Raw genomic sequence first — 22,796 nt, 5'->3', positions numbered from 1 at the left:
TTTAATTTTTATCGTATTTGGCTACATCCGGCAACTCGTCTACAACTTCTTGTTGGTTTACTTTAGAGTTGTACGTTTCTAAGAGTATCGAACTTCCTGCAATTTTTGGAGTATATTTTTTTCCTTCAAATTGAATAGGAAGATTTCCATAACTAAACATTGATTTTACGCTATTTCCCGTAATTTGAAGCGCAGCTGTTTTTTCGCTGTTTAATTGTACTTTAATAGTCCAGTTTCCGACTTGTAAATTGGTTAAACCATCTTTATTTGAAACAGTTTTAATGACTTCTGTTTTGCCATCTTTGATTTGAATAATGGTCAGAAAGCGAAATTTTTGTTTTGGTTCTGATGTGATTCCGGCATGCCATTGATTTTTAAAATCTTTAATTTGGCCTTCGTCGTTTGTGACTTTATTCCAATTGACAGCAGCTTCAAAGAATGTATCATGAACAGCCATTTTCAACGGACTTTCAGCATAAACATTTGTGCTAACATTTCCTAAATCGGTTTTTACCATAAATTGCTGTTGGTTAGAATTTGCTGCGTTTTGACCTTCAATGGTATAATAAGGGCAATGAAATTGGGTTGTCCATTTTACAGGAGTTTTGGCTTCCAGTTCATCATACAAAACAATGTATCCGCCTTCCAATTGCAGCATATGTCTTCTGTATAAAGTGACTCCAGATTCGCCGTAGCCATTTTCTTTGCTTGGAACTACTTTAATTTGTTCAAATCTATTGAGCCAAAATTCACTTTTTATTTCGCCATATGCATTGCTGGCATCACCCAAAGCATATTGAATATGTTTTCCTGAAATTGCTCTCGGAATCCAGCCGTAACCTTCTTCACCAATTTTTTGGTTTAAACTGTCGGCTAGAATAGTATTATAGGCTTTTGAAGATCGGTAATATAAGAGATTATGCTTGTCGCTAAAGTTGCTGTAATAACCCGTTCCGCCAAAAATCACTTTTCCTTTGTAATTGATAGTGAACGCATTTTGTGAAGCGTGACCATGCCCAGAAGAACCAAACGGACTGCTGAACAAATAACTGCTTAACGTTTTGTCGGCATTTGCCAAATCTTCGTGCATGGCAACTACACCAACATCTGCAAATTTGCGTGTTTTGGGTAAATCTGTTGGAGACGAAACAGGTAAATTTCGGTTTGGTTTGAAATTTAAAAGCCTGAAAAGAAGAAAATCATCTGTGCCGTGATAATAGTTAGGATAATCTCTTTTGATTCCGTCAACGTACCAATTTAAGTACGGATTGTCTATTTTATAAGTTAGTGCATCTGCAAACCAAGCTTCGCCTTTTACGATGTATGGAATATTTTCCCACATGTCGCCAATGGCAGTGCTAGCCGATTTGTTCGGATGTGTGTACAACATATAATACGGCAGATTTTGCATCCATGGCAATTTGAAATAATCGACACCGCTAAAATCGCCAAACATCTGAGACAGATAAATAATCGATTTAAAATTAACTCTGAAATAGCCGTTTCCTTCATGCCATCCGCCGTCTGTTGTGCCTAAAACCGGAAAACGTGCCGACCAGACTTCATACATATACGTAAGCCATTCTTTTGCTTCGGGAACATCGTTAATAACGGCAACGGTTGCAATAGCAAGGTTTCGCATTGTAATTTGCCAAACGTGATTATCGCTTACATGCAATTCGAAACGGTTTGGCAAATGATCGTAAACTCTTTTGGCTCTAAGTTTTATTATGTTTTTAAAAAGTTCTTTTTCCTCAGGAGATAAAAAATCATATCCCGCATCGTAAAACCAGCCTAAAGCTTCGAGAACAGCACCGCTTGTAAAATCATCACCCGTTGCCAATCCGTTTGGGTTCATGTTGGCAATGTTTAAAGCTCTTCGTTTAGCGTCTAAAATAAAACGCTTGTCTTTAGTCAATTGATAGGCAATGCATAAATTACGAACAGGATTGCCAACGGCATCACCAAAACCATGATACATTCTTTCAACAATAATCTTTTTTTCTAAAGAATTTTTTCCTGTCGTATCAATAACGCGTTGCGGTTTCTCGGTTGGAAGAGGAGCCAGCATTAATTTTTCCGCGAAAGCGATAAACTTTTTGGCCTCTGGATTATCTAGATTATTTTTATAAAAATCTTCGCCAATAGTTCGCATATCCCATAAAATAGGGTGTGCGCCTTCATTTCGTTTTAAAACTTCGCTCACAGGCGGAGAAACTTTTTGGTTTTTATATTTCGAATCAATAACAAAATCGTAAGTTGGCGACCAAGTCCATTGATTGCTGTTTTTTAAGGCATAAGCATATTTCCAATACCATTTTCCAGATTTTAAAGCCTGATGTAGAGGATAAACCGCCCAACGTTGTTCGTTGCTGGCAATTAGATCTTTAGTAAAGTTTTTATCGCTGGCCAACATCACTTTGTAACGCACGTTTCCAATATTTGGATCTTCGGCAATTTCACTGCCGCTTTCCATTGGTTTAACCATTTCTTTGCCATTTGTTCCAGGCCAAAGAAGGGCAGGAGCGTTGGTAGGAACCGTTATTCCGTTGACGGGATAAGGCCATTCGCGCACTCTTGAATGTAATTTTTCAGCGGTTAATTTGATAACAGCCTCTTGTTTCTGACTGAAAACAGAAAAGACAGTTAAAATTAACGATACTGTATATATTTTTTTCATCATCATTTTTTGTGTTGAATGATTTTATAATCCAGATTGAAAAGAATCGCCGTTCTTTTTGCACCATTGTTTTAAATAACGGCGCATGGCGAGAAGTTCTTTTTTATACGTTTTATTTACGGCTAGATTGGTAATTTCACTTGGGTCGGTTGATAGATTGAAAAGCTGTTCTTTTAAATCGCCTTTGTTGTAAACAATATATTTTAAGTTTTGAGTAATAACAGCACGTCCGCTTATGTTTAAGAGTTCTTCATTGTCGGCAAAATCGGTTTCGATAACCAAAGTGTCGCGAAGTTTTAGCGCGGGATTCTCTATTTTTTTGCTCAAATCAATGCCTTTTAAATAAGGTGGTTTTGAAACTCCTGTAAAACCGCAGATTGTCGGAATTAGATCTGTTCCGTTGCAAACCAGCATTTCATCTGTAGTAGGTTTCCATTGTCCAATTTTTGAAATAATAAACGGAATTTTTGCCGATTCTTCATATAAAATCTGCTTCTGGTTCCAGCTGTGTCCGGCATAACCGTCGCCATGATCGGCAGTAAAAACGATAATGGTATTTTTTTCGATGCCGTATTTTTTTAGCGAAGCCAAAACCATTTCGATATAACCATCTACTTTTTCAATTAAACGATTATAAGCCCAACGGTATTGACGCCATTGATCGGGTGTCCAGTTTACGGTTGGATACGTTCTAAAGCTTACTTTTTGCTGATCGCGAACAATCTTGGGTTCGTGCTCTGGAATTTTCCAATTGGCAGGCAAAGGTGGACATTGATCTGCAGGCGGAGCGCTTTCTAAAACATCCATCTTTAAATCTTCTCCGCGCGCCCATTCGCAAATGTCATGCGGATTTAAGAATGAAGCGACTAATAGAAATGGCGTATTTTTATTTTCTTTTATAAATCTAGCACAAAAGGAAGGTGTTGCAGCATCGTTGTAATCCTGAAAATTAGTATTTTCGATATATTCAAAACCGTGCTGACTTTTTTTGGAAGTTGGAACGGGTAAATGCCATTTTCCAACGTAACCTGTTTTGTATCCTCCGTTTTGGAAAATTTTTCCCATCATGAGTAAATCATCAGGCCATTGTCCGTCTTTTTCTGGAGCATTTCCGATAAAACCAGTTTCATAGGGCATTTTTCCGCTCATTATTGCCGAACGTGAGGGTGAGCACAAAGGTTGTGCGCAATAAGCCTTAGTAAATCGAACGCCGTTTTGAGCCAGTTTGTCCATTGCCGGCGTATGCAGATTTGTGTTTCCGGCATTGCTCATGGCATCAGCGGTCTGCTGATCGGTCATAATAATTAGAATATTCGGGCGATCAGTATTTTGGGCATGATTTGATAACGGAATATGTAGAATTCCGAAAAGGCACCAAACGAATATGTTTTTTTTAAATATCATATCTATTTTTAAATAGCGTATTCTTGATTTTATTAAAACGAAAGTACTTATCCTTATTCTTTTTGACTTTTGAATTTGTTTAAAAGACTATTGGTTTTATCTAAAATAATATTTTTTCATTCTTAAAATAGTTAATGCAGAACCTAAGTCCTGCATTAACTTCCAAAAAAGAACGGTTTCTAAATAGTTAGTAAGCACTTAGCAATTAGATTTTATAACCTCGTTGTGTGAAATGTAACCAGATTTAATTTTAACACATAGAAATAATAGATTTTAGTTTTAAATAAAAAGGTTAAAGAAAAAACTAGTTTTCACACATAGCTAAGCTATGTTTAACCCGTTGGGTGAAATTACATTTAAAAATGCTCCCTTGAATAAAATAGCACGCGGATAAAACGGATTTACTTCGTAAAAACGCGGACAAAATCGGATTTTTAAAAAAAAAACTCTTTATACAAATCCGTTTTTATCCGCGTTTTCGTGATAACGAATCTGTCTAATCCGCGTCAAAATTTATACTATTTTAATTGCATCCAATGGGTTATGTTTATTTAAAAAAGTGAAACGACTTTTTTATGGACAAGAAAAGCTATTGTTTCTATGTGTTAAAATTAAATCTGGTTACATTTCACCCAACAGGTCTTTTATAGATATTTAGTACTTCGGATTTTGGCGTGTGATACTTTTATTTACGTCAGTTTCATTTTGCGGGAATGGATATAACTCATGTTTTCCTGTTACAAAATTGGTGATTGAAGGATAAAAGTAAGTTGGACGTATTTGTTTTACGGCCGCACTAGTTTCTGCCAATTTATCAGCTAGAATTCCCCATCTTATTAAATCTGCTCTTCGCATTCCTTCAAAAGAAAGTTCCCAAGCTCTTTCTTGCTGTAAAGCTTTTAAGAATGCTACTTTATCAAGTCCCGTTGGCAGATTCATTTCTGCTGCTGTTGGTTTTGGCAATAATCTCGCTGTTGCTGTTGCTCCAGAACCTTTTCCGTCGGTGCTTGTAATCGTTACTGTTGGAACAGAAGTATAGCCGTCCCCAGAACGAAGCATGCCGATAGTATTCACTCCTCCGCTGGCAAGATTAATTACTGCCGCTGACGCATCGGTTCCGCCACCGCCTGTAATTTGAATAAGTACATTGGCAGCGTTTGTATATCCAGTTCCTTTGGTTTTTATATCGATGGCAATTCTGCTTCCTTGAATATCGCCTCCAAAAGCTCTTTTGCGAACTTGGTTTACAGCTTCGTAAGCCAATGCATTTGGTCCTTCGTTTAATTCGTTTTCAACTTCGGCACGCATTAAAAGCAAGTCCGAATAACGCATAATGACCCAATTTACGTGTGTATAAACTCTTTCTGCTGTTGCATTAGTCATAAATTCTCTGCTCCATTTTGAAACCGTCCATCTTTCATCCTGATTGGTTGTTAGAAGCGCTACTTTATTCCCAAGATTATTGATCTGATAAGTTGCAATCGAGAAATCTCTTCTTTGGTCTGCGGCATTAAAACTGCTATAAAATGGTTTCGGAACTAAACATCTCGCAATGTTTGAAGGGTAAACGCCATTTGCAGTTGTAGGCCCGTTAAAATTACCAATCCATGAGGCATTGCCAATATTTCCAGCTGGATTGTAAAATGCTACTTGAAATATATTTTCGGTAGGTTCTAAAACATGCTGGCATTGGTTTTTAAACACTTTAGAATAAGAAGGATTCAATTTGTATGGATTTTGCGCCATAACATCGTTGATTTCCTTTTGTGCAATTTTATAATAGTCTTTATAATTGGCAGGACGTTTTATAACTCCGTCTGCACCTAATGAAAATCCTCCTGCAAATAGCGCAACTCTTGCCAACATCGATTTTGCGCCCCACTTATTAATGCGCTCGTCTGTTGGAAGCGATTCTGGCAATAGTAAAGCAGCTTCCTGCATGTCTTTTATAATCTGAGTATAAATTTCCTGACGATCTACCAAAGCACCGCTAAGTTTGTCTCCCGATTGTGAACTTTTTGTTTTGAACGGAACATCTCCCCATAAACGCACCAGTTCTGAATAGTAAAATCCGCGAAGGAATTTGGCTTCTCCTAGAAAGCGGTTTAATTGCTGTTTTTGAGTTTCGGTTCCGTTAGTGAACAAGTCCATTTGCGGAATTCTTTCTATCACGACATTGGCTCTGTCAATTCCTTCATACAGTTTGCTCCAAGCCGCATAAAAAGTATTGGTTTGAGAAATTCCCTGATAATGTGCAATAGTACGCCAATCATCGGCACCAATTCCGCTCATTTGTTCAATATCGGTATCGGCATCAAAAATCAAAGAAATATTCCAGCCATAACTGTCCATAGACGACATGGCTTCGTAAACGCCCAATGTTGCCATGTTGGCTTCATTTACATCAGAGAAAAAATTGGCTGTTGTAAAGTAAGAATAGGGTGTAACTTCTAAATCTTTATCACAAGAATTAAGTGGCAATAGGAGACAGGTAATCCCTGCTAAAACAATTGCTTTGCGTGAAAATATATTGTGTTTCATTTTTCTAAACTTTAAATTATAATGAAATATTTAATCCTGTAACAAAAGATTTGCTTCTAGGATAAGCGCTAAAATCTACTCCTCTTGTAATCGCATTATTCAGCACATTTACTTCTGGATCGTAACCTGAATATTTGGTAAATACATATAAATTATAAGCTGTGAAATAAATTCTTAGGTTTGAAATTTTAGATTTTTGCAACCATTCTTTTGGTAAAGTATAACCAAGGCTTATGTTGTTGATTCTTAAAAACGAACCGTCTTCTATAATATCGCTGTACAAACGTCCTGTTGTATTACCATTAAAAGCTGCATACTTTTTACCAACATTTAGAGCCGCTAGTTCATCAGGATCGGTTACACGTTGTCCTGCCGCATTTATAGTAGTCCATCTGTCTGCGTAAATCGCAAAAGTGTTTAAGTTATCTAAGTTTAATCTCGAATTGTTTAATACATTGGCATTGTAAATATCGTTGCCTACAGTAAAATCTAAGAAAACACTCAAATCAATTCCTTTGTAGCTAAAAGTATTATTAAGACCACCCGTATATTTTGGGTTTGCATTTCCGATAATAGTTCTGTCCAAATCGTTGATTACACCATCAGGTTTTCCGTCAGGCCCATTAATGTCTTTGAATTTGATAAAACCAGGCTGAACCACGATATTATCACTAGGAACGCCAGATTTTAGCGTGTATACTTTTGTTGTGGCATTATAATCAAAATCGCTTACCTGATATAAACCGTCGCTTACATAACCGTACATCGTTCCAACAGGTTTTCCAACTTGAAGAATGTAGTCGTTTTTATCGGTATAACTATTGGTAAGCAACGAAGTTTCTCCTTCGCTTAAGGCTAATACTTTTGTTTTATTAAAAGCAATATTAAAAGTAGTGTTCCAGATAAAATTGTCATTTTTAATGTTGATGGTATTCAATGTAAATTCTAAACCACGGTTAGAAGTTGCTCCAATATTCTGAAACTGTTTTTTGAAACCAGAACTTGCAGGAACTCTTGTATTGTAAAGCAAGTCTTTAGATTTATTCTCGTACAATTCTGTTGTTAAGGAGATTCTTTGTTTAAAAAATCCTAAATCAAAACCAATATTGGTCGATTTTGTAGCTTCCCACTTTAGGAACGGATTTGGAAGGTTATTTTGAAAAGCTGTAATAACCGTTTGGTTGTTTAACGGATAAGATCCTGAATTAAAAATACCCAAAGCAGCATAATTGGCAATTCTGTTGTTTCCTGCTTCACCATAACTCAAACGAAGTTTTAAGTCTGAAAACGCAGGAAGTTTTTGCATGAAATTTTCTTCGATAATTCTCCATGCAAAAGAGGCAGATGGGAAATAACCCCATTGGTTTTCGGTTCCAAATTTAGAAGAACCATCAGCTCTTAAACTGGCAGCAAATAAATACCTGTTTTTGAATGAATAATTGGCTTTTCCGAAGAAAGAAAGCAATTTATCGTCTTCTGCAAAAGTGGTCGGAATTCCGGCAATGGTTCCCAACTGTAATTTATCCCAGCTCAAGTTTACATTCGGAAAAGCCGATGCTGTTGCAGTTACCCCTTCGTTATAATTGTAAATGTATTCCTGACCCAAAGTAGCGTCTAGTTTATGAATTTTGTTGAAAGTATTCGTATAAGTTAATACGTTGTTGTAGTTTAAACGAGTGCCAATATTATGCGTTACACCACCATTTGCACCACCTGATCTAATGGCTTGAATGCCTCGAGAATCGTTGAAAAACTTGCTTTTATTGCTGGTGTCTGTATAACTTACCAGTCCGCGGTAAATTAAGTTTGGTGTAATATTGTATTGCAACTGCAAGCTCATATTGATTGCTCTGTTTATAGCTTCTCTTTTTTGGCTGTCAATTGTAATAAGCGGACTTTGGAATGTTGGAGAATCCTGATTATCTAAAGGATCAACTTCTAAAGTTTTAAGATCTTCATCAGATCCATTTTTTCCAATTGTTGGTCGGTATTGCAATAAATTCTGAAGCATGCTCAATCTGGCATTTCCTCCATCAGAAGTAGAAAGTCCAGTAATTTTCTGATTCGAATAATTTACAATGGCGTTTACAGAGAATTTTTTACTGATATTGTTGATTACATTCAGTTTTACGATATTTTTTACAGAACCCGTTCCAAGCATAATTCCTTCATCATCATTTATAGAATAAAACGCATTGTATTTTGTATCGTTTTCGCCTCCGCTAATGCTTATTTTATGGTATTGATTTACAACAGCATTCCCAAAAACTTCATCTTGCCAGTTGATTCCTTTTCTGTTTTTATAAAGTCCTTCCAATTCATCATAAGTACCGTAAGCGTTTACAAACTTTTGCATTCTGGTATCGTCTGTTGCAGCTTCATAAATTAATTTAGTATAATCATAAGGATTCATGACCTCAAGTTCTTTGGCAATTGTTTTAATACCGCCATAAGTATCGTAGCTAATGCTTAGTTTGCCACCTTTCGCTTTTTTAGTGGTTACCAAAATTACTCCATTAGCACCCTGAGCACCATAAATAGAAGTCGATGCGGCATCTTTTAAAACATCCATAGATTCAATATCCATAGTGTCCAAAAAGCCTAATCCTCCCGTTTGTGCAACTCCGTCGACCACATACAACGGTTCGTTGCTTTGCGTGATAGAAGTTCCGCCTCTAATTTTTAAAGAAGGTTCAGAACCAGGAGTTCCGTCAGACATCGTTACTTGCATACCTGCAATACGTCCTTGTAATGCCTGCGCTACGTTTTGCACGGGAACTTTGGCAAGTTCCTGACCTTTTACAGAAGAAATAGCTCCCGTAAGATCTTTTCTGGCTTTTGTGCCATAACCTACAACTACAACTTCATCTAAATTATTTGCATCGTCAATCAATTTGGTATTGATTTGCGTTCTATTTTTAACTTGCTCTTCTTTAGATTTTGTTCCAATAAAAGAATACACAAGTATGGCATTTGCATTTACCTTAATCTGATAATCTCCGTCCATAGAAGTTACCGTAGCATTTTTAGTTCCTTTTTCGGTAACAGTAGCTCCCGGCATTGGCAGATTTTGAGCATCGGTTACTTTACCTGTTACAGTGATTTTATCCTGCCCATACATCATCTTACATGTGGTTAGCAGTAAGAATAAAAATATAATCCTTTTCATAATTTTGCTTTAAAAGAGGAATAAGCATTAAATCAAATTCCTGTTGATAGTATTTTAAGTTGGTTTTGGTTTTGTTTAATAAATCGCCACTGAATGTTTGTATCGATGCTGTGGAGAAAATTATAACAATTAATTAACTTGAGAAAAGGGGCAGGGGAATTTTACGTTTGGTAAACAGATATATTTTATCTAATAATCTGGTCATGTTTTTTGTATTGGTCATGTTTTCTGATTTTTAATTGAAACAAATATAGAAATCGGGCTTCCATGACAGTTTTGAATGCGTCCAAAATACTATTGAATTTGATTAATACAATATTTAAAAGCCTTTAAAATCAGGGTGTAAGTTGATTTTAGCTGTAATTTGAAGTATTAATTTTCGACGCAAAGCTACTAATTACAGTCAATCTCTATATCGTTTGCGTAAAAATTATAGGTTAGGACAAATGAAATAAAATGTTACGTAAAATGATCTTTAAAGACTTTAATTTGAATATGAGATTTACGTTTGTAAAAAGAGTTTCAGATTAATCTTATTAACCTGTTGGGTGAAATTAAAAATATTTGCTTTAACATATAAAAACATAGCCGGTTGAAACCTTGGTACGCAACGATAATCGCTTCTCTTTGTGTACCCAAGGTTGAAACCTTGGGCTATATTGATTTAGGATCTCACTTTTAAATTATCAAGAAAAAGCTTTAAACCAATAAAAAAAGCGTCTAAAATTTTACTTTTAGACGCTTTGAAGAAGTATAAATGCTTAATTTAAACGAGTTTTAATTTCGCTTTTCTTGCCATCAATTAGAATTGTTAAACTGATAATTCCTTTCTCGAAATCATTGTCCTTATTCGGCTGGATTTTAATTTCTGGTGCTTTGTCTGCGAAAGGATAAAGAATGCTAATGAACTGTTCTGTTTTTGTATCGTTTTTGGCTTTTTCGAAAACAAATGCTGGTCTAGCTATTTCTTTCGCGTAAGCGTAAGAGACTTTACCCGTTTCTTCGTTTAGCGCAATTTTATCTGTATTTAAAGATTGAATTAAAAGATTATTTCCGTCTTCATAAGCTGTGTACACTTTGTTGTTTGTTTTGTCGAAAACAGGCTTGCTGTCTTCTTTTAATTGAAAATGAACGCCTAGTTTTCCCGTGGCATTTCCGATAGCTTTATCTATTATTAAAAAATAGGTATTATCAATAAACAAAACACTTCGCTGATGGTTTAAATTGGCATAACTTGGGTTGGTATACGTTAAAATATCCAAGTTTTTGCCTGTTTGCCACTTGTTCTGATCTGCTTTGGTAATCACCATATTCTGATCGTCTAAAGTTAGCGTACTGTGTACTTTGGTCTGACGATACCAATTTCTTTTTTTAGTAACTTCTTCGTCTCCGCTATAAATGTAACAGCCTGTATCTGGAGTAAAGTTTCGGCCTTTAATCCAAAGTTCAAAAGTTCCGTTGTCTGGCTGCGCGTGAAACTCTGCTGGCGGTCCGGCTTTTACAATCATTACGGTTGCTTTATCCTTCCAACCATTTCTAAAAGTATAAAATCCGCCATTTGGCAATGCATTAGACAGATAATCGGGTAACTTTCCTTCTGCGCCGTCGGTTGCAAAATATTTAATTTGGGCATTTTCAGGAAATACTTTAGACCATATTTTATATTGTTTTAATCTGCTTTCTTTTTCAACCTGCCAAGAATCGCCAAACATCGGATTGTTGTAGTTAGGAAACATCATACTTGCCGAAGCTAAAATCATTTTTTCGATGGTTTGCGCGTACGTAGCGGGAAATTCTTTTTCTACGCCAGCCATTTTAGCCGAATTATAAGCTTTCAAGAAAATATCAATACAAGCAACATGGTAAACAGGAGAAAGTTCCCACTGAATGCCGTCAGGAAGCACTTGAAGTTTTATTTCGCGATTTAGGATTTCGATTCCGCTTTTGCGCCATGCTTCAGCCTGTTTCAATTCTGGAAAAAATGCTCCAGCTCCCAAAATACGTTGTGCTTCAAACAATAAATGATTTCCTTCTTTACTATAATGTTCTGGAATATAAGCGGCTTGTTTATTATAAGAGTTTAAAAACTCCATTAAAAAAGCAGGTGTAAAGTTGGGCGAGTTTACAAATAAATTGAAGGTTGGCGGTAGGCTTTGCACACGATCTGATACTTCTAACGGACGCCAGGCAAAAGAATCGTTTTCTTTAGAACTTCCAAGAAAATTCTTTTTCTCCCAATCGCGAAATTGGGCAATCCATTCTTTGGCGTATTTTTCGTCTCCAGAACTGCGATACGCCATTCCCATTGGAAGCCACCACGTAACTCTGTGCAATTGCCAGCGGACTTCGTTGTCTTTTACTGGCCAATATTCCCAGTTAATGTCTTGTCCGTAATCATAAAAACCGTATCCTTTTTGTGGCTGAAATTTATGCACTAAAGCATTATCTGCTTTTTCCTGATTTGCTTTTCCGATTTCTTTTCCGCGAAAGCGATTTTCATCACCAGCATTAAAATCGGGATGTTTAATAGTTTTTCTAGCGCGATAATAAGAGAGTAATTCTTTTGCTGCATCATCGTATTTGGCGGCATTAAAAGAGCTATTTACTTTTTCTAAACCTTTATAATTTAGGTTTATAATAGCAAAACTTTCTTTTTTTATGGGCGTTTCTTGTGCAGTGCCAAAAAACGAAACCAAAAGGAGAAAGCATGCAGCGATGGTTTTCTTTAAACTTTTCATTTAGGTTTTTAATTAAGTGTGTTAGATAATTTGCAGTTATAATTAAAAAGCTATCTGGTTGATATTATAATACCAAAGATAGCTTTCTATATTTTTATTTTGTTGGTTGCGTTTAGATTTCAATTTTTTTAATCGTCGCATATCTCTTTAATGCCTCGAGATAATAGTAATCTGCATAATCAAGTGGCGTGTCTATTTCTGAATTATAAAGAAAAGCCCCAACGCTGTGTTTCAGTAAAAAGTAATGATTTTCTCCAGCTTTAGCCAAATAAGCATCAGAAGAAAGTGATTTTAGTATTTCTTCGGCGTAAGCTGCATATTTTTTTCCATCTTTTATCTGAGTGCTTAAATCTAACAGGGCAGAAGCGATAACTGCCGCGGCCGAAGCATCTCTTGGAGCAGTTTCTGCGGTATCTAATGCATTGTGAACGTCAAAATCCCAAACAGGAACTTTATCTTTAGGCATTCTTGGATGATTCATGATAAAAGAGGCGATATTTTCTGCCTGTTGTAAAAATTTCGGATTTTTACTGTTTGCATAACACATCGTATACCCATACAATCCCCAAGCTTGTCCACGCGCCCAAGAAGATTCGTCTGTAACACCTTGATGCGTTCCTTTCTTTATTACTTTTCCCGTTTTTGGATCATAATCTACTAAATGGTACGAGCTGTAATCTTTTCTAAAATGATTTTTCATCGTAGTTGTAGCATGTGTATCGGCAGCTTTTGCATAGTCTGGTTTATCAAACTGTTTAGCGCTCCAGTACAAATACTCCAGATTCATCATATTGTCTATAATTACGGGATAATGCAACCAAGGAAAATCCCAGGAACGGATGGTTCCTACTGTTGGGCTAAAACGAGCATAAAGATTTGCGGCACCGTCTGCCAATGCCGGAAGATAGATTTTGTCACCTGTAATTCTGTACGCATTTCCGTAAGAGCAATACAACATAAAACCAACGTCATGTGTGTTTTTGATATTTCTGATGGAATCTAAAGCAAGTGTGAATTTCTTAGCTTCTTCTTCTAAGGCTTTATCACCTGTAAGTTCATATCCGTACCATAAACTTCCCGGAAAAAAACCCGTTGTCCAGTCGGTTATTCCTGCAAGTCTTACTGTGCCGTCGGGATTAACAGATCGGGGATTTTTTCCGGGTTTGTACGTTAGTGCGGCTTTGTTTAATTGAAAATGAATTACCTCAGTAGCTTTTTTAAACCAAAGAGGAGAAGGATCATCTTGTATTGGTTTTGCAAAAGAACTTAATGTGGTAAATGAAAGTGCCAGAATTAGATTGAAGGTTTTTTTCATAGTGTAATCGGTTTATTGATACTCGGTTTTGTTGAATATCTTTAAAGCGAAATTATAAGAGACTACGAAAATCGTGTTTCAGTTTTTGATTTAAATGTTTTGAATTTGTCTAATTGCTTATTAAATTGAATATAAGAATATATATGATGTGTGACAATTTTATAACAAGAGCAGAGATGGTTTTTCTTAATGAATGTTATCAAGTATGTTTCAATAATTGATATTCTCAGACAATAGAATTAAAGTATTTAAGAACATCTTATAATGTGATAAATCCTTGCGGATGAAAAAATCGTGTTAAACTTCCATTATTTATAAATTTGGAAAAGAAAAGTCAAGATTTGTGCTAATCAATCCTGTTTCAACCCCATTAAATTTGCAAGTATAAAGGAACAATCCTCTAGTAATTGAAATCTTCCCGATGAAATTAGCTTATATTTTATTTTTACAAATCTGCCTCTTAACTATCCCAAATAGTTATAGCAATTCTATTGTAAAAAGAATAAATAGTCATGTGGCAACTGAATCAGTTCAGGGGACATTAACTGAGGGAAAAGCTAAATATGAAACAACGCTTTTAGAGTCTAGTCAGTTAAAATTTATCTTATTAGAGAATACTTCTGAAACGGAGAAATGCAGTACTTCTTTGCCTGTATCTCCACTTCATTTAAATAGCAAAAACTCAAAAGACATTTGTTTTGTTTGCACAGAAAGTATAAAACTGAACAATCAAGGAGTATTAGAACGAAATATACCTCCTTTTCGAAACATGTCAAGAAATATCCTATTTCACAGTTTAAAAATCCATCTTTAATTTCTTAAAACTGCTTAATTGAAGTTTGACGCATTGTATTCAGGATAAAAATGTATTTTTTCATTTTGAGTGAATAATTGTGTTCCTATTTTAATAGAAAGTGAAAATACACTTACGATCTATTAAGTACTCTATTTTGCAGTATATAAGACCGGTGCAGGTCTTTCTATAAAATGCACCATTTTATCCAGGTAGATTTCTATTTGGAAAGGGCAAGTATTGCCTTGACTTTCAAACCATTTTTTATTACATCTGAAAAACCATAATCGATCTAAAACAGATCAGTTATGCCGTTTTCTATGCTACACGTTATTTTTTAACTAAAAAAAATATTATGCATTTAACACCTAGAGAAATTGAGAAGCTTATGCTGCATACAGCAGGCGAACTAGCTCAAAAGAGAAAAGCCCGTGGCTTAAAATTAAACTATCCTGAAACCATTGCCCTTATAAGCAGTGAGCTTATGGAATGTGCACGAGACGGTAAGACCGTTGCCGAATTAATGCAATATGGCGCAACGCTTCTTCGCAGAGAAGATGTGATGGAAGGGGTTCCGGAAATGATTCATGATATCCAGATTGAAGCTACATTTCCTGATGGAACCAAATTAGTAACCGTGCACAACCCTGTGCGATAAGAAAAGCAACTATGATTCCAGGAGAAATTATTTTAAAAGATAGTGCTATTATTTGTAATGATAGCCGTGAAACGTTAAAGATAAAAGTTACCAATACCGGAGATAGACCAATCCAAGTAGGTTCACATTTTCACTTTTTTGAGGTGAACAGAATGATGTCTTTTGACAGAGAAAAAGCATTCGGAATGCGATTGAATATTATTGCCAGTACAGCAGTGAGATTTGAACCAGGAGAAGAAAAAGAAGTAGAATTGACTCAATTTGGCGGAACACAACATCTTTATGGGCACAACAATTTAGTAGATGGAGATTTATCTCCGCACAATAAAGCTCTTGCATTAGAACGCTTAGAAGAAGGGAAATTTAAAAATGTGAAATCATGAGTTTAGAAGTAACTAGAAAAAATTATACAAGTATTTTTGGTCCAACTGTAGGAGATCAAATACGTTTAGGAGATACAGATCTTATTATAGAAATCGAAAAAGATTTTTGCTCTTACGGAGATGAAGCCAAGTTTGGTGGAGGAAAAACGGTTAGAGACGGTATGTGCCAGTCTTCAAATGCTTTACGTGACGGAGGTGTTCTTGATTTTGTGATCACTGGTGCGACAGTTATTGACCACTGGGGAATTGTAAAAGGAGATATTGGTATCAAAGACGGAAAGATCGTTGGTGTTGGAAGAGCTGGAAATCCTGATACTATGGACAATATCACGCCAAATATGATTATTGGAGCTTCGACAGAAGTTCATGGCGGTCATGGATATATTGTTACAGCCGGAGGAATTGATACTCACATTCATTTTATCAGCCCTACTCAAATAGAAACAGCTTTATATAGCGGTATTACCACTATGATTGGTGGCGGAACTGGTCCTGCAGACGGGACAAATGCGACAACCGTTACACCGGGAAAACACAACATTAAAAGAATGTTGCAGGCTGCAGAAGCATTTCCTGTAAATGTTGGTTTCTTCGGAAAAGGAAATGTAGCTTCAGAAGCTCCAATTGAAGAACAAATTGAAGCTGGAGCATTAGGAGTGAAAATCCATGAAGACTGGGGAGCAACTCCTGCCGTGATAGACGCTTCTTTAAAAGTGGCTGATAAATACGATGTACAAGTAGCCATTCACACCGACACGCTTAACGAAGCAGGATTTCTTGAAGATACTATGAATGCTATTGCGGGTCGTGTTATTCATACTTTCCATACTGAAGGAGCAGGCGGTGGTCACGCGCCAGATATTATCAAAGCGGCAATGTATCCAAATGTATTGCCTGCCTCAACAAATCCAACAAGACCTTATACTACAAATACAATCGATGAACATTTGGATATGCTAATGGTTTGCCACCACTTGAGTCCGCAAATTCCGGAAGATGTTGCTTTTGCCGATTCACGTATACGTCCGGAAACTATTGCGGCAGAAGATGTACTTCAGGATATGGGAGTGTTCAGTATCATGAGTTCAGATTCTCAGGCTATGGGACGTGTGGGTGAAGTAATCACTCGTACTTGGCAAACGGCAGATAAAATGAGAAAACAAAAAGGATATTTGGCAGAAGATGAAGAAAATAAAAACGACAACTTCCGTGCAAAGAGATATGTTTCTAAATATACTATTAACCCTGCAATTGCACACGGAATTTCTAATTATGTTGGATCAATAGAAGCAGGCAAAATCGCTGACTTGGTAATTTGGAAACCTGCCTTATTTGGGGTAAAGCCAGAAATTATCGTAAAAGGAGGTTTTATTGCTGCAAGCAAAATGGGGGATGCAAATGCTTCTATTCCAACACCACAGCCAATTATCTTACGCAATATGTTTGGAACTTATGGTAAAGCATTAACTGAAACGGTGTTTACCTTTGTTTCTCAGGCAGGTATCGATAATAATATTGCCGAGGAATATGGTTTAGAAAAGCAATTATTAGCGGTTTCAAACTGTAGAAATATTGGTAAAGCAGATATGATTCACAACAATGCAACTCCAGAAATCATGGTCAATGCAGAGAATTATACCGTAACAATTGATGGAGAAAAAATCACCTGCGAACCTGTAGATAAACTTCCTTTAGCACAGTTATACTATCTATTTTAATAAATAACCTGTTGGCGAAAAAATAGTATAAAATTTAATTTTATCACATAGCTATGTGTGTTGAAATTAGTGAAACGCCTTTTTCTAAAGTTTAGAAAAGCTATGTTTCTATGTGTTAAAACTCATTTCGCCCAACGGATTAATAACTATTCTTCTTCTCACTGCGGCAACTTATTCCGTCGCAGTGAGTTCAGAATAAAATAACCAAAAGAATTTTATGAATACTTGGAAAATTAATTTAGAGTTAATTCTACTGTTGGTATGTGCAAGTCTAACAACGGTTCGTGCACAAAAAGGATCTTTAATGCTTTATGGTTCGTTAACTTATAAAGACAATAATAATACAGGGAGCACTTTTGCGGCAAACCCAATCGGAGTGGGATATTTCTTTAATGATCACGTCGTTGCAGGGATGAATTTTGCTATTGACCAAGAGAAAAACGCAGCAGGAAATCTTGCCGATTCTAAACACGAAATTGGTACTTTTTACAGTGATTCCTGGAATATTGGAGAACACTTTGCCATCATTGCTCAGGTAGATGCGCATTATGTATGGGGAACTACGCTTATGAATACTGCGGGATCTTATAATTATGACGGATATCTTGGAAGAATTTATCCAATTGTGGCTGTATTTCTGGGTCACGGATGGGCATTAAAAGCGAAGTTCTGTGAACTATCTTATGAAAATACGACTGGAAACGATGCAAATAAGACGAGTAATAAAACCTTTGTGGCAGGAATAAACGGGTCAACATTCGGATTAGGAGTTTCAAAAAACATCTCCCTTAAAAAATCGAAATAATGATTATACAACAGACAATAGGCAATGCAAAAACACAATCAGTTGAAGGTCTTGAGATCGATCTGCTGGAAATTGAGTGGTTTGAAACTACAAAGCGAATTCAGCGCAAGCGAACAAATTCGGGTGTAGAAATTGCGATTAAGTTTATACAGGAAGGACAGCGATTGAATCAGGATGATATTCTGTATCAGGATGATAAAAAAGTGATCGTTGTAACTATTAAACCTTGCGAAGCAATCGTAATGACACCTTCGTCTTTACTGGAAATGGGTACGATTTGTTATGAGATTGGAAATAAGCATCTTCCGTTATTTATTCAAAATAATCAGATTATGATGCCTTTTGAAATGCCAATGTTTCGATGGCTTGAAGCAAGCGGTTATGCTCCAGAAAAACAAGAGATACAGCTTTTACATTTGTTAAAATCAAATGTAGCGCCTCACGGTCATGGAAATTCGTCTCTTTTTACAAAAATCCTAAATATGGCGGCATCAAATGACTAATATAGAAAATACTTATTTAGGAAGTTTGCTGCATTTGGCAGACCCAACGTTGCCAATTGGAGGATATACACACTCCAACGGATTGGAGACTTATGTGCAGGAAGAGGCAGTGAATTCTGTGATTGCAGCAAAAGAATTTGTGACTAATATGTTAATGTATAACATTAAATATAATGATGCATCTTTCTTAAAACTAGCTTATATAGCGGCAGAAAATAATGATTTAAAAACGATCATAAAACTAGATCAGGAATGCAGTGCATTAAAAAGTCCGCGTGAAATACGAGAAGCAAGCCAGAAGCTGGGAATTCGATTAATCAAGATCTTTCGAAGACAAAAAGCCTTTGATCTCATTAGCGGTTACGAGCAGGCAATTGCCAATAAAGAAGCAACGGCACATTACTGCATCGCTTTTGGATTGTATGCGCAGTTATTGGAAATTCCGCTAGACGAAGCCTTGTTTGCATTTTACTACAATGCTGCGATCGGAATGATTACCAATTCGGTTAAACTGGTGCCTCTTGGACAATTGGACGGACAAGATGTTTTATTCGAATTGCAGCCGCTGATTAAAAAATTGGCAAAAGAAACTTTAACAATAGACAGAGAACTTGTAGGTCTGTGCAGCATTGCTTTTGATATTCGATGCATGCAGCACGAGAGACTTTATTCAAGATTGTACATGTCGTAGAAAAGTCCAAAGTCCAAAGTCCAAAGAAGAAAGAGGAAAGAAGAAAGAGGAAAGAAGAAAGAGGAAAGAAGAAAGAGGAAAGAAGAAAGAGTATAGAAAAAAGAAAAAAAAGAACAAAGAGAAATGGAAACTAGAAAATATGTAAAAGTAGGAGTTGCAGGGCCTGTCGGTTCAGGAAAAACTGCATTGTTGGAACGTTTGAGCCGTAAAATGCTAAACGACTATAATTTAGGCGTAATTACCAATGATATCTATACAAAAGAAGATGCGGAATTTATGGTGAAAAACAGTCTTTTGCCAAAAGAGAAAATCATTGGAGTAGAAACAGGAGGTTGTCCGCACACTGCAATTCGTGAGGATGCGAGTATGAATTTGGAAGCGGTTGATGAATTGGTTTCGCGTTTTCCAGATATCGAATTAATTCTGATTGAGAGTGGTGGAGATAACCTTTCAGCAACCTTTTCTCCCGACCTAGCCGATGTTACGATTTTTGTAATTGACGTTGCCGAAGGAGAGAAAATCCCTCGTAAAGGCGGGCCTGGAATTACAAGATCAGATTTGCTTTTGATTAATAAAATTGACTTAGCGCCTTATGTTGGAGCAAGTTTAGAAGTGATGGAAAATGACGCAAGAAGAATGAGAAAAGGAGCGCCATTTGTGTTTTCAAACCTTAGATCTACACAAGGAATAGACGAAGTTATAGGTTGGATTAAAAAATATGCATTGCTGGAAGATATCGAAGAACCAAACTTAATTCGCTAGTAAAATGGTAAGCACCCTAAAAATTGAAATAGAAGAAAGGGATGGGGAATCATTTTTAAGAGATTCATACGTGACACAGCCTTTCAGGATTATGCCTGTAGGACAGTATCAATCAGATGGAGCTTCATATTTGATGATTATGAGTTCATCGCCAGGAATTTTAAGCGGTGATACTTACGATATACAAGTGCATGTAAAAGAAAATGCCCGTTTGCAATTGCAGTCCCAATCTTATCAGCGATTGTTTAATATGGATGGAAGCGCTTCGCAAATCATGGATGTCAAAATGGAAAAAGGAACTTCGTTTTCTTATGTGCCTCATCCTATCGTTCCTCATGAAGATTCCACTTTTAAAAGCCATAATAAGATTAACATCGAGGATGATTGCGAACTGACGATTAGCGAAATTATTACCTGTGGACGTAAACACCATGGAGAAACTTTTAAATATGCTCATTTTCAGAACCTTGTTGAGGTGTATCATCATGATCGACTTATTCTAAAGGACAATGTGCTGTTGAGACCCGATATTATGCCTTTATCGGCTATGGGTCTGCTGGAGGGCTTTACGCATCAGGGAACTTTAGTGTATCTCAATACAAAAAATGAAGATGTGAAAGAGCATATCGAATTCTTTTTTAAAGAATTGGAAGGATTAGAAAATGTAACATTTGGAATTAGTGAACTGGAAGCTAACGGTTTTGTCATTAGAATTTTAGGAAACGGAGGAGAACAAATGTTTGATTTCTTCAGAAAAGTGCAGGATGTGCTTTGGGAACAAAAAGTAGCATTGCAAATTTAAACAGATTATGGATTCAAATTTAATAGCATTATCAATTACAGCGATCAGCATTAGCTTTTTTCATACGGCTTCTGGTCCAGATCATTACTTGCCATTTATTGTTTTATCGCGATCTAGAAAGTGGAGCCTGTCTAAGACCATTATGCTTACCATAGTCTGCGGTTTAGGACATATTCTAAGTTCGGTCGTTTTAGGATGTATTGGCGTTTTCTTAGGATGGCAAGTCAATAAAATAACCTTTTTTCAGGATTTTAGAGGCAATATTGCGAGTTGGGCATTGCTGTTATTTGGTGCAATTTATCTTGTTTATGGACTTTGGGCCGCATACACGAACAAAGCGCACAAACACTTTGATGTTATGGGAGAAGATGTATTTGTTTTTTCGCACAAACACGGCGAAGTGGTGATGCCAACAAATCGGGTTAAAGTGACGCCTTTGGTTTTGTTTGCCATTTTTGTGATGGGGCCAAGCGAACCGTTAATTCCTTTGCTTTTTTATTCGGGATTGAATCGTTCTGTTACCGAAATTTCTACAATCATCAGTGTTTTTACATTAAGCACAGTTCTAACGATGCTTGGCATGGTGCTTTTAGGAGTTTATGGGTATTCTTTCTTTAAAACAGAAAAACTAGAACGTTATACCCCCGCAATTAGCGGAGCAGTAGTATTGGCCTGCGGTTTCGGGATGGTCTTTTTAGGCTGGTAATTCAAATAATTTTTTACTTCTGGAAGTATATACAAATGAAAAAAATAAAAACAATAGCAGAAACGGTGCTCAAGGGCATTGGTCAAATCATGCTTCAGGAAAGTGCCTGGACAGGTTTATTATTTTTAATTGCAATATTTTATGACTCTCTGCTTATGGGGGCTGGTGCCTTGGTTAGCTGTATAGTGGCAACGGCAACGGCAAAAATCTGCAAGTTCAGCGACGAGAACATAAAAGCAGGTCTATATGGATTTAATGCAACGCTAATTGGAGTTGGTTTGGTGGTCTTTTTTGAAGCCAGTCCGTTAATATGGTTTTTAATCGTTTTAGGTTCAGTATTGAGCACTTTGCTAATGGAATTTTCCATTCGAAAAAAAATCCCCTTTTTCACCTTTCCTTTTATTGTAATTATTGTAGCTGCTGTTTTGACTATTCAGCATTTTGGATTAGCAGTTGCAAGAATACCAACAGTAAATGTAGAGATGCCAGAATTCGAGGTTTTTGCAGTAGCTGCGCACGCTTATAGCGAAGTAATCTTTCAAGGAACAATTGCCGCTGGCTTGCTGTTTTTTATCGGAGTTTTTCTCAATAATCCCACAGCAGCATTATACGGATTTGTAGCGGCAGTAATTGCAGGAGCAATTGCGCATTTTGATCACGATTCTGTAAAATTAATAGAGGATGGAATGTTTAGCTTCAACGCTGTTTTATGCGGAATTGCGTGCAGCGGAACAAAACCAAGAGATGGATTATATGTACTGCTTTCGGTAGTCATAGCAACTTACTTTGACATTTTTATGATGCACAACGGATGGATTACACTTACGTTTCCGTTTGTTTTATCAATGTGGGTAATCGTTCCACTAAAAAAGATGGTAGGCCATTTTGAAAATAAAATGCAAAAACAAGAGCCGACAGTTATTAAATAAAATCTGTTGAGCGAAATTGAACAAAACTTAAACGCATAGAAACATAGGTTTTTATTGCTTCTGCTTAAGATTACAGAAAAAGCAAGCTTTAACACATAGTTCTATGTAAATTATTCTAAGTGAAATGCCTTTATTGACACATAAAAGCGATGTTTCTATGTGTTGAAAATAATTTCTCTAAAGTATTAAATAAAATAAA

17 protein-coding genes are annotated in these 22,796 nt (G+C 36.4%); 11 read left to right on the top strand and 6 right to left on the bottom strand.

The annotated features are described in order from the left end of the window. Position 1: 1 nt before the first annotated feature. The 6 genes from KHA98_RS08480 to KHA98_RS08455 all read right to left on the bottom strand — a co-directional run bounded on the left by KHA98_RS08480 (position 2) and on the right by KHA98_RS08455 (position 13,847). Positions 2 to 2,680, bottom strand: a complete 2,679-nt coding sequence (locus KHA98_RS08480) for a DUF4962 domain-containing protein (protein WP_213257182.1) — start codon at positions 2,678 to 2,680, stop codon at positions 2 to 4. Between the two features lie 24 nt (positions 2,681 to 2,704). Beyond that, a complete protein-coding gene (locus tag KHA98_RS08475; RefSeq protein ID WP_213257180.1) occupies positions 2,705 to 4,084 on the bottom strand; it encodes a sulfatase family protein in 1,380 nt (459 codons plus the stop codon). Positions 4,085 to 4,738: 654 nt separating this feature from the next. After that, complete coding sequence (locus KHA98_RS08470) at positions 4,739 to 6,625, bottom strand: RagB/SusD family nutrient uptake outer membrane protein (protein WP_213257178.1); 1,887 nt, start codon at positions 6,623 to 6,625, stop codon at positions 4,739 to 4,741. Between the two features lie 16 nt (positions 6,626 to 6,641). Then, positions 6,642 to 9,794, bottom strand: a complete 3,153-nt coding sequence (locus KHA98_RS08465) for a SusC/RagA family TonB-linked outer membrane protein (RefSeq protein ID WP_246522231.1) — start codon at positions 9,792 to 9,794, stop codon at positions 6,642 to 6,644. 761 nt (positions 9,795 to 10,555) lie between these two features. Next, positions 10,556 to 12,532, bottom strand: a complete 1,977-nt coding sequence (gene hepC / locus KHA98_RS08460) for a heparin-sulfate lyase HepC (RefSeq protein WP_213257176.1) — start codon at positions 12,530 to 12,532, stop codon at positions 10,556 to 10,558. A gap of 112 nt (positions 12,533 to 12,644) precedes the next feature. Beyond that, on the bottom strand, positions 12,645 to 13,847 hold the full coding sequence (locus tag KHA98_RS08455) for a glycoside hydrolase family 88 protein (protein WP_213257174.1): 1,203 nt from the start codon (positions 13,845 to 13,847) through the stop codon (positions 12,645 to 12,647). A 421-nt stretch (positions 13,848 to 14,268) separates the two neighbouring features. Here KHA98_RS08455 and KHA98_RS08450 point away from each other — a divergent pair, with 421 nt between their 5' ends. The 11 genes from KHA98_RS08450 to KHA98_RS08400 all read left to right on the top strand — a co-directional run bounded on the left by KHA98_RS08450 (position 14,269) and on the right by KHA98_RS08400 (position 22,597). Further along, a complete protein-coding gene (locus tag KHA98_RS08450) occupies positions 14,269 to 14,661 on the top strand; it encodes a hypothetical protein (protein WP_213257172.1) in 393 nt (130 codons plus the stop codon). Positions 14,662 to 14,995: 334 nt separating this feature from the next. Beyond that, positions 14,996 to 15,298: an urease subunit gamma gene (gene ureA / locus KHA98_RS08445; RefSeq protein WP_213257170.1), complete on the top strand. Its 303-nt coding sequence runs from the start codon at positions 14,996 to 14,998 to the stop codon at positions 15,296 to 15,298. Positions 15,299 to 15,309: 11 nt separating this feature from the next. Then, a complete protein-coding gene (gene ureB / locus KHA98_RS08440) occupies positions 15,310 to 15,681 on the top strand; it encodes an urease subunit beta (protein WP_213257168.1) in 372 nt (123 codons plus the stop codon). Beyond that, positions 15,678 to 17,399, top strand: a complete 1,722-nt coding sequence (gene ureC, locus KHA98_RS08435) for an urease subunit alpha (protein WP_213257166.1) — start codon at positions 15,678 to 15,680, stop codon at positions 17,397 to 17,399. The genes ureB and ureC overlap by 4 nt, the downstream gene beginning before the upstream one ends. A 217-nt stretch (positions 17,400 to 17,616) precedes the next feature. After that, positions 17,617 to 18,204, top strand: a complete 588-nt coding sequence (locus tag KHA98_RS08430) for a hypothetical protein (protein ID WP_213257164.1) — start codon at positions 17,617 to 17,619, stop codon at positions 18,202 to 18,204. Beyond that, positions 18,204 to 18,707, top strand: a complete 504-nt coding sequence (gene ureE, locus KHA98_RS08425) for an urease accessory protein UreE (RefSeq protein WP_213257162.1) — start codon at positions 18,204 to 18,206, stop codon at positions 18,705 to 18,707. Before KHA98_RS08430 ends, ureE begins: the two co-directional genes overlap by 1 nt. Position 18,708: 1 nt before the next feature. Next, on the top strand, positions 18,709 to 19,398 hold the full coding sequence (locus tag KHA98_RS08420) for an urease accessory protein UreF (RefSeq protein WP_213257742.1): 690 nt from the start codon (positions 18,709 to 18,711) through the stop codon (positions 19,396 to 19,398). A gap of 123 nt (positions 19,399 to 19,521) precedes the next feature. Next, the gene (gene ureG / locus KHA98_RS08415) at positions 19,522 to 20,160 is read left to right on the top strand and encodes an urease accessory protein UreG (protein WP_213257160.1); all 639 of its coding nucleotides are present in this window, start codon (positions 19,522 to 19,524) and stop codon (positions 20,158 to 20,160) included. A 4-nt stretch (positions 20,161 to 20,164) separates the two neighbouring features. Beyond that, positions 20,165 to 20,962, top strand: coding sequence for an urease accessory protein UreD (locus tag KHA98_RS08410; RefSeq protein ID WP_213257158.1), 798 nt, complete (start codon positions 20,165 to 20,167; stop codon positions 20,960 to 20,962). A 7-nt stretch (positions 20,963 to 20,969) separates the two neighbouring features. Beyond that, positions 20,970 to 21,668 carry a hypothetical protein gene (locus KHA98_RS08405; RefSeq protein ID WP_213257156.1) on the top strand — a complete coding sequence of 233 codons (699 nt, stop codon included), beginning with the start codon at positions 20,970 to 20,972 and terminating at the stop codon, positions 21,666 to 21,668. Positions 21,669 to 21,703: 35 nt separating this feature from the next. Next, a complete protein-coding gene (locus KHA98_RS08400) occupies positions 21,704 to 22,597 on the top strand; it encodes an urea transporter (RefSeq protein ID WP_213257154.1) in 894 nt (297 codons plus the stop codon). Positions 22,598 to 22,796 lie beyond the last annotated feature (199 nt).

The organism is Flavobacterium branchiicola (assembly GCF_018383905.1).
In the GTDB taxonomy this organism is placed as follows: domain Bacteria; phylum Bacteroidota; class Bacteroidia; order Flavobacteriales; family Flavobacteriaceae; genus Flavobacterium; species Flavobacterium branchiicola.
Note: the sequence above shows the minus strand (reverse complement) of the source record. Positions and strands in the feature narration are given on the sequence as shown.